Origin of the sequence: uncultured Lutibacter sp., from assembly GCF_937891065.1 — a bacterium.
GTDB lineage: Bacteria > Bacteroidota > Bacteroidia > Flavobacteriales > Flavobacteriaceae > Lutibacter.
The window spans coordinates 1-8183 of record NZ_CALAEQ010000101.1 but is presented as its reverse complement, the minus strand read 5'-3'; the positions used below and the strand labels follow the sequence as shown (position 1 = coordinate 8183).

The window sequence follows — 8183 nt, the reverse complement described above, 5'->3', positions numbered from 1 at the left end:
TTTTATTTTTTCTTAAGAAGCTCTTTCACTTCACTTACTAGTTTTTTTGTTGAAAACGGTTTTGAAATATACTTATCTGCACCTAATTGCAAACCTAATTCTATATCGGAAATTTTATTTTTTGCAGATAAGAAAATAACTTTAATTTCATTTAATTTAGAACTTTCTTTTAAGAATTTCAATACTTGATATCCATCAACATTAGGCATCATAATATCTAATAGAATAATATCTGGTATATTTAAATCCGCAATTTCAATTGCTTCAGCTCCATCTCTGGCAATGAATACTTCAAAATTTTCTTTAGTAAAAATATATTCTAAAGACATTACTATATTAGGTTCGTCGTCTACTATTAGTATCTTTTTCATATTAAATTGTATTTAAGGGTAACGTAAAAGTTATTCTAGCTCCTTGAGGTTTTATATTTTCAGCCCAAATTTTACCTTTATGAGTTTCAATTATTTGTTTACTTATGGCTAATCCTAATCCACTACCAACAGGTTTTAAAATAGTTTGGTTTTTAGCTTGGTAAAATTTATTGAATATAGAAACCAATTCATCTTGTGCAATTCCTTTCCCATTATCTTCAACTGAAATTTCCATTTTATGTTGGTTTATAGTTGCATTTATTGAAACTATACCTTTTTCAAAATCTGAAAATTTAATTGCATTTGATAATAAATTAATTAATACTTGCTGAATTCTATCTTCATCATACATTAATTCAACCTCATCAACTTTGTTTAAATTTATTTGAATTTTTTTATGAATAGATAATTGGTTAACAGCTTCAATAGATTTTTCAATTGTGTTTTTTACTGAATTATTATTCAAATCTAATTTTTCTCTTCCAGATGCTAATTTTTCTATATCTAAAATATTATTAATCAACCGGCTAACTCGCTTGCTTTCACTTAAAATACTTGTTAAAAATCTTTTTTTCGTTTCATATTCAATAGTGTCATCCTCTAATAATATTTCAGAAAGCGCTCTTATTGAGGTGATTGGAGTTTTAAGTTCATGAGCAACAGTATCTAAAAAATCATCTTTTTGCTTATCTCTATCTTGTAATTCTTTATTAGATTCTTTCGCTTTTTGCGTTTCATCCAAAATATTTAGAACTTCCATTAAACTTATTTCTTCTTCTTTTACTACCGAAGAAATTAGAATTCTTGCAGATGCACTTCCAATACTTCCTGTTAACAATTTTTCAGAAAAATTAATTAACCTAGCATCCGCAAATTGTACTTTATGATCAATATTGTACTTCATATAAAATAAATTCAATGCTCTTTGTGTTCTTTGCTCTCCTAAAAATCGAGTTAGTACATTTCGGATATTACTAACATAAGCTTCACCTTTCCAAACATAAGCATCTTCATGCATGGATGCATATTTATCAGAATCAACAAACATTTCTGCAAAATTTCGCTCTCTATAACTTCCAATTTTATTCACTGATACTAAAACATATACCATAAAATTGAAGAGTAAACTCCAGAAAAAAGCATGTGGTACAGGTTCAAAAATTTGCAATCCAAACAATTCATAAGGTTTTAAAAAACCAAATCCAAACATACCTTCATTAACAAAAGAACTTGAGATTGATTGAGAATCAATTGTAAAAGGTATTATTAAGGTGTACACTGTTACTAAAAACCCAATAATTATTCCATATTTTGCGCCCTTTGAAGAACCTCTTCTCCAAAATAATCCTCCAAAAAATGAAGGGGCTAATTGTGCTATAATTACAAATGAAATTAAACCAATTGAAACAAGTGTTCTATTTAAAGTGAAATTCTTATAGAATAAATATGCTACAATTATTAATGTGAATATAGCAACTCTCCTAATCTTTTTAATAGATCCTGTATTCTGTTCAGATTCTCCTTTACTATATTTTCTTAAAAACCCATAAGGAATAATTAAGTTATTACTAAGCATAGTGGATAAAGCTAAACTTGAAATTACAACCATTGAAATGGCTGCAGAAAAACCTCCTAAAAAAACTAACAAAGCTAAAAACTCATGATTATTTTTTAATGGTAACATTAGCGTGAACAAATCTGCATCAACTCCTTGATTTTGAAAAACGATATTTCCTCCCCAAGCAATAAAAATCACAAAAATGTTAAACAATAATAAATACAATGGAAATAACCAAATAACCGTTTTTAAATACTTTTCTCTCTGATTTTCAACTACTGTAACCTGAAATTGTCTTGGCAATAACATAATTGCAAACATAGAAAGCATGCTAAGAAAAAACCAGTTAAATCCTCCTTCTAAACCATCAATAGTTTGCTGAATTTCAAAGTTTGGTAATACCGAAGCTTTATCATAAATATCTGAAGGCCCATTGAATAAATAAAATGTCACATATATTCCAATTACCAAAAAGAAAACCAGTTTAATTACTGATTCTAAAGCAATTGCTGTAATAATTCCTTTATGCCTTTCTGAAGCATCTGTATTTTGTGTTCCAAAAAAGGCTGCAAAGATTGCTAAAAGTATGGCGATATAAAAAGTAGTATCATTTATTATAGAAGTCTCATTAATGGCATGATTTGTTATCACATTAAATGTTTCAGAAATAGCTTTTAACTGCAACGAAATATAAGGTACAATTGCTAGTACACATATAATTGTTACCAAAGCTCCTAAAAAACGATCGTTACCATAACGCAACGAAATAAAATCAGCAATTGAAGAAATTTTATTTCCTTTAGAAATTCTAATTATTTTTTTCATTAACACTATCCAAACAGGGATAATAATAACAGGACCTAAATAAATGGTTAAAAATTTTAACCCAGAAGTTGCTGCTAAACCAACACTTCCGTAATACGTCCAAGCTGTACAATAAACAGCTAATGAAAGTGTGTAAACATAAGGGTTGTTTACCCATAAACTTTTTGAATTTTTTTCTGACCAGTAGGCCACATAAAAAATAACAGATAAGTAAACTATTATTATTGAAATTACTAAAAAACTACTCATAATACTTTTTTAGAATGATATATGAAACAATAATACTTACTATCCAAACGAAAAATATATAAAAATAAAGTATAGGAAATCCAATAATAGTTGTGCTACTATTAAAAAGCAATAGTAGTGGTATGTTAAAAAAACATAAAAGAAGTACAGAGAGTACTATTAATTTTTGTTGATGTCTTTTTTTCACCCTTTTTAAATTATTTTAAATATAATAAAACAGCACTATACTTTATAGTGCTGTTTTAAAACTAACTGTTTATTAATGAGAACTTGCTTCTCCAGCACCAGATGGAATTCTAATATGTTCAACTATATCTTGTACCTCTTGTGGTGGCTCAGGAGTAAATCTAGAAACAACTATTGAAACAACAAAGTTTACGATCATTGCAACAGTTCCAAATCCTTCAGGTGATATTCCAAACCACCAATTTTCTGCAGTGTCAACAGTTGGATCTCCTATCCAATGTAACTTATATTTTGCCATATAAAAGAACATTAATGAAAGTCCAATTATCATTCCTGATATTGCCCCCTCTTTATTCATTCGCTTATCAAAAATACCTAACAATATTGCGGGAAAAAATGATGCAGCTGCTAAACCAAAGGCTAAGGCAACTACGGCGGCGACAAATCCCGGCGGATGGATACCAAAATAACCCGCAACAACAACAGCAACCGCTGCACTAAAACGAGCTGCCATTAACTCACCTTTTTCAGAAATTTTAGGGTTCACTATTTTCTTAATTAAATCGTGAGATATTGAAGATGCAATCACCAATAATAGACCTGCTGCAGTAGATAAAGCTGCTGCTAAACCACCGGCACCAACTAAAGCTATTACCCAATTAGGTAATTGTGCTATTTCTGGATTTGCCAATACCATAATATCTCTATCAATAGTTAATTCATTGGTTGCTTTATCTGCAACATATTGCACAACTCCATCTGCATTCTTATCTTCAAAACTTATCAACCCTGTTTTTTCCCAATTCCCGAACCATTCTGGTAGTTCTGAATATTCAGCATTACTCACTGTTTCAATCAATTTTATTCTAGCAAAAACAGCTACTGCTGGCACTGTTGTATATAAAATTGCGATAAATAACAATGCCCAACCTGCAGAAACACGTGCATCTTTCACCCTAGGAACGGTAAAAAACCTTACGATAACATGAGGTAAACCTGCTGTACCAACCATTAATGCCGTTGTAATTGCAAATACATCAATCATAGATTTACTACCTGATGTGTATTCATGAAACCCAAGTTCCTGTGATAATCCATCTAATTTATCTAATAAATATACGCCATCCTCACCTGAACCACCAAATCCTAATTGAGGAATTGGGTTGCCTGTCATTTGAAATGAAATAAAAATTGCGGGTACCATAAATGCAAATATCAATACACAATATTGTGCTACTTGTGTATATGTAATACCTTTCATTCCTCCCAAAACGGCATAAAACAATACGATTACCATACCAATATAAACACCAGTGTCAATGTCAACCTCAAGGTAACGAGAAAATACAATTCCTACTCCTCTCATTTGTCCTGCTACGTATGTAAATGAAACTATCAATGCTGCAATTACAGCCACAATACGTGCTGTGTTAGAATAGTATCTATCTCCAATAAAATCAGGCACAGTAAACTTTCCAAATTTCCTTAAATATGGCGCAAGTAAAAGTGCTAACAACACATAACCACCTGTCCAACCCATCAGGTATACAGATCCATCATATCCTGTAAATGAAACAATTCCTGCTAATGAAATAAATGATGCTGCTGACATCCAGTCTGCTGCAGTAGCCATACCATTTAAAATTGGCGGTACTCCACCCCCAGCTACATAAAATTCTTTTGACGATCCTGCTCTAGCCCAAATTGCAATTCCTATATAAAGAGCAAAAGTGATTCCAACAAGTATCCATGTCCATGCTAATATTCCCATGTTTTTTTAATTTTTAAAAGTTAATTATTCGTCAACGCCATATTTTTTATCCAACTTATTCATCAATCTTACGTAGACGAATATTAAGATAACAAACACATACATTGATCCTTGTTGTGCAAACCAAAAACCAAGTTTAAACCCTCCAAATTTGATAGTGTTTAACTGATCTACTAATAAAATTCCAAACACATAGGAAACTAAAAACCATATACTTAGCAGAATAGCTAAATAACCTAGGTTTTCTTTCCAATACGCTTTCATATCTGTTTTTGACATAATAGTTAAGTATTAAAAGTTATATATTGCTGTAGTTAATAATCTAAAATTATTTACTGAATCTATTCCTGTAGATGTAATATCTCCATTGCTATCTATAGATCCATATTGTGCGTTTGTTAGTTCGGCTTCAATACCTATTTTTAATTTTCCTGATTTCCATCCAATTCTTGGTGAAACTCTATAAGCACTTTCTACTGTACCTAAAAATCCATTCACATAAGATATTGGTTCTCCAAAACCACCGTTCTTTGAATAACCACCAAATAATCCCCATTCCATGGTTTCTGAAAAATCTCCATTTAATTCAGTCCAAGTTGAAAATGTATTATTATTTACATAATCACCATTTGAAGCTTGTCCAAAACCACCTATTTGAAGAACATCAGTCATATTTTGACCATAAGTTGCTTCTGCTTTCCAAGTGGCTTTTCCCAATTTTGTTCTGAAATAACCGATAAAAGCAGTACTTGTTAAATTATCTTCACCAAGAGCTGGTCTCGACGATTTTAAATTTACACCAAATCCTCCTAACGTTTTACTTGCTGATCCAAATTGAAGTTGGGCATGTAATTGAGGCATTCCAGATTTACTAACACTAGCTCCTCTAGTTTGAAAATCTCTTTCTGTAAATAAAACACCAATAAACTTAATAGTACCTTTCGTTGTAATTCTTAATTGTGGGTTTCTAGAAAATGGTTGAAAAGGAACACCTGTATTAAATGAATAAGTTCCAGGAAAAACTGCTGTTACAAACATTGGATGCCAATATTGCCCCATTAAAATTTCAATTTTATCGTTTGACAATTTCACAAATGCATGCCTTAATCTTAATTCTCCTATTGAGCCATCTGAATTCCCGAAAAAAGCAGCTTCAATAGCTCCGGAAGTTTTCATTCCAAAAAAATCTGGTCCTGAAATGGAAGCTTTTAAACGGGATTGAATTGCTAAAATGTTGAAGTTTGATTGATCATTTAAATCTTCTCCATTAACAATATTCTCTGCTGAAGGTAAAATATTAAAATGGCCTTCTCTAGCATTTACAATTTGGCGAGTGTCAAACATAAAGTCTGTTTTAACAAAGCCACTCCATTTAACTCCAAAATCTGGTTCGGCAGAATTAGATTGACTATAACTGTAGTTCGTAAATCCCACAAGAGCAATTAACAAAACTGAAAGTTGTTTTTTCATAAAAATAAATTTGGTTATAAAATTAAGTTATACACTAAAAAAAATATTTTAGGCATTACAATATGGAAAGAAAAATGAATCAGATAAAATTATATATATATTAGTGTAAACTAGTATAGTTATCCTTTAAACCGCTCCCAACGAATTAACATATATTTATCACCTAGCTCAGTAACAACAACACCTGCTCCTATTAAATTGGTATTATCAGAAAAGTATTTTGCTAATTCACTAGCATTTAAAATTTTATATGTGGAATGATATTCAAAACTATAAGGACGCTTAACATTGTATTTTTTTACCCAATTCATAATACTTACATGAGAAATACCCAATATTCGTTCTATTTCTCTATAACTTAGCCCTTCTAAATACAGCTGTAAAGCTTTATTTACATAATAAGAATCAATTTCTTTACCTAGTTTATTAACTGTAAAATAATAGCTGCATTTTTTACATTTATAACGCTGTCTACCCTTGATTACACCACTCTTAACATATTCTTTTGAACTACAATTTGGACAAAAATCAATTTTCATATATACTTATTTTGCATAAATATATTAATTTAGCAAATTATTTCAAAATAAAATAGACTATTATCGTAGTTATTTCATAATACACTCTTTATAATATTACTTATTACTTCCATTTTTAATTATTTAACAAAGCGTTAAAAACCTATATAGACAACCAATATAACCCTATTTTAATTGCAAAAATTTTCTTTATCAAATGATAACTGTGCAACTAATTTCATTATTATGAATCACTTTTATAACCTAATTTCTACCTTTATAAATTACCTAGCAACAATCCTTACAAATAATAAATAAAGTAATATTATATTTGCTCAAAAGAATAGAATACCTATGGATTTATCTTTAATTTTAGAAACCTTACTTTCAAACTGGGAAATAATCTTATTATTTTTTATTGTTGCTATTCTTTATTCATCTGTTGGTTTTGGTGGAGGATCAAGTTATTTAGCAGTACTTGCACTAACTTCATTAGCTTTTATTCATATTAGAGCAATCGCCTTACTATGTAACATTGTTGTAGTATCTGGTGGTACTTTCATTTATATGAAAAACAATCTTTTTAATTGGAAAAAAATAATTCCATTAGTTTTAATGAGTGTTCCGCTTGCTTTTTTAGGTGGATATCTAAAAATTAGCCAAACTTTCTTCTTTATTTTATTAGGTTTAACACTTTTACTTGCCGCAATTTTAATGTGGACATCCAAATATATTTCAAAAAAAGGGAATGATTCAAACTTTAAAAACTCCATAACTAAAGATGTTTCTTATGGTGGTTTTATAGGGTTTATTTCAGGAATGGTAGGTATTGGCGGTGGTGTATTTTTAGCACCTCTTTTACACTTAACAAAATGGGATACCCCTAAAAGAATTGCTGCAACTTCAAGTTTTTTTATTCTCGTAAATTCTATTGCTGGTTTGGTAGGACAATTTTTAAATCCTGAATTTTCTATAGAGCCAACTATTACAATAATATTGATGTTTACTGTATTTATTGGCGGTCAAATAGGTTCAAGATTAAGCGCTAATTTTATTTCTCCTTTAAATATTAAAAAAGGTACTGCATTATTAATTGCTTTTGTAGGATTCCGAATTTTATGGAAATACTTGATGTAAATGTTTTATGATACTATTATTTTCTTATTAAATTATATTTAACAATTATCAATAATTATCAATATTACTATAACGTATTCGTGATTTTTTCAACTATT

The 8183-nt window shown here is 29.8% G+C and carries 7 protein-coding genes; 1 reads left to right on the top strand and 6 read right to left on the bottom strand.

Features of this window, described 5'->3' with window-relative positions; genetic code table 11:
• Window positions 1-2 precede the first annotated feature (2 nt).
• The 6 genes from Q0352_RS05900 to Q0352_RS05870 form a co-directional block, all read right to left on the bottom strand.
• A complete protein-coding gene (locus Q0352_RS05900; RefSeq protein WP_299525066.1) occupies window positions 3-371 on the bottom strand; it encodes a response regulator transcription factor in 369 nt (122 codons plus the stop codon).
• Between the two features lies 1 nt (window position 372).
• Window positions 373-3003 carry a sensor histidine kinase gene (locus Q0352_RS05895; protein WP_299525063.1) on the bottom strand — a complete coding sequence of 877 codons (2631 nt, stop codon included), beginning with the start codon at window positions 3001-3003 and terminating at the stop codon, window positions 373-375.
• A 259-nt stretch (window positions 3004-3262) separates the two neighbouring features.
• Complete coding sequence (locus Q0352_RS05885; protein ID WP_299525057.1) at window positions 3263-4960, bottom strand: sodium:solute symporter family protein; 1698 nt, start codon at window positions 4958-4960, stop codon at window positions 3263-3265.
• A 24-nt stretch (window positions 4961-4984) separates the two neighbouring features.
• Window positions 4985-5239, bottom strand: coding sequence for a DUF4212 domain-containing protein (locus Q0352_RS05880; RefSeq protein WP_299525054.1), 255 nt, complete (start codon window positions 5237-5239; stop codon window positions 4985-4987).
• Window positions 5240-5251: 12 nt separating this feature from the next.
• On the bottom strand, window positions 5252-6430 hold the full coding sequence (locus Q0352_RS05875) for a hypothetical protein (protein WP_299525052.1): 1179 nt from the start codon (window positions 6428-6430) through the stop codon (window positions 5252-5254).
• A 119-nt stretch (window positions 6431-6549) separates the two neighbouring features.
• Window positions 6550-6969: a helix-turn-helix domain-containing protein gene (locus Q0352_RS05870; protein WP_299525049.1), complete on the bottom strand. Its 420-nt coding sequence runs from the start codon at window positions 6967-6969 to the stop codon at window positions 6550-6552.
• A gap of 333 nt (window positions 6970-7302) precedes the next feature.
• Here Q0352_RS05870 and Q0352_RS05865 point away from each other — a divergent pair, with 333 nt between their 5' ends.
• The gene (locus Q0352_RS05865; RefSeq protein ID WP_299525046.1) at window positions 7303-8085 is read left to right on the top strand and encodes a sulfite exporter TauE/SafE family protein; all 783 of its coding nucleotides are present in this window, start codon (window positions 7303-7305) and stop codon (window positions 8083-8085) included.
• Window positions 8086-8183 lie beyond the last annotated feature (98 nt).

Excerpts from the sequence above, each read along its gene's own strand:
- Q0352_RS05900 (WP_299525066.1), bottom strand. The coding sequence starts at position 371 with ATGAAAAAGATACTAATAGTAGACGACGAACCTAATATAGTAATGTCT.
- Q0352_RS05895 (WP_299525063.1), bottom strand. The coding sequence starts at position 3,003 with ATGAGTAGTTTTTTAGTAATTTCAATAATAATAGTTTACTTATCTGTT.
- Q0352_RS05885 (WP_299525057.1), bottom strand. The coding sequence starts at position 4,960 with ATGGGAATATTAGCATGGACATGGATACTTGTTGGAATCACTTTTGCT.
- Q0352_RS05880 (WP_299525054.1), bottom strand. The coding sequence starts at position 5,239 with ATGTCAAAAACAGATATGAAAGCGTATTGGAAAGAAAACCTAGGTTAT.
- Q0352_RS05875 (WP_299525052.1), bottom strand. The coding sequence starts at position 6,430 with ATGAAAAAACAACTTTCAGTTTTGTTAATTGCTCTTGTGGGATTTACG.
- Q0352_RS05870 (WP_299525049.1), bottom strand. The coding sequence starts at position 6,969 with ATGAAAATTGATTTTTGTCCAAATTGTAGTTCAAAAGAATATGTTAAG.
- Q0352_RS05865 (WP_299525046.1), top strand. The coding sequence starts at position 7,303 with ATGGATTTATCTTTAATTTTAGAAACCTTACTTTCAAACTGGGAAATA.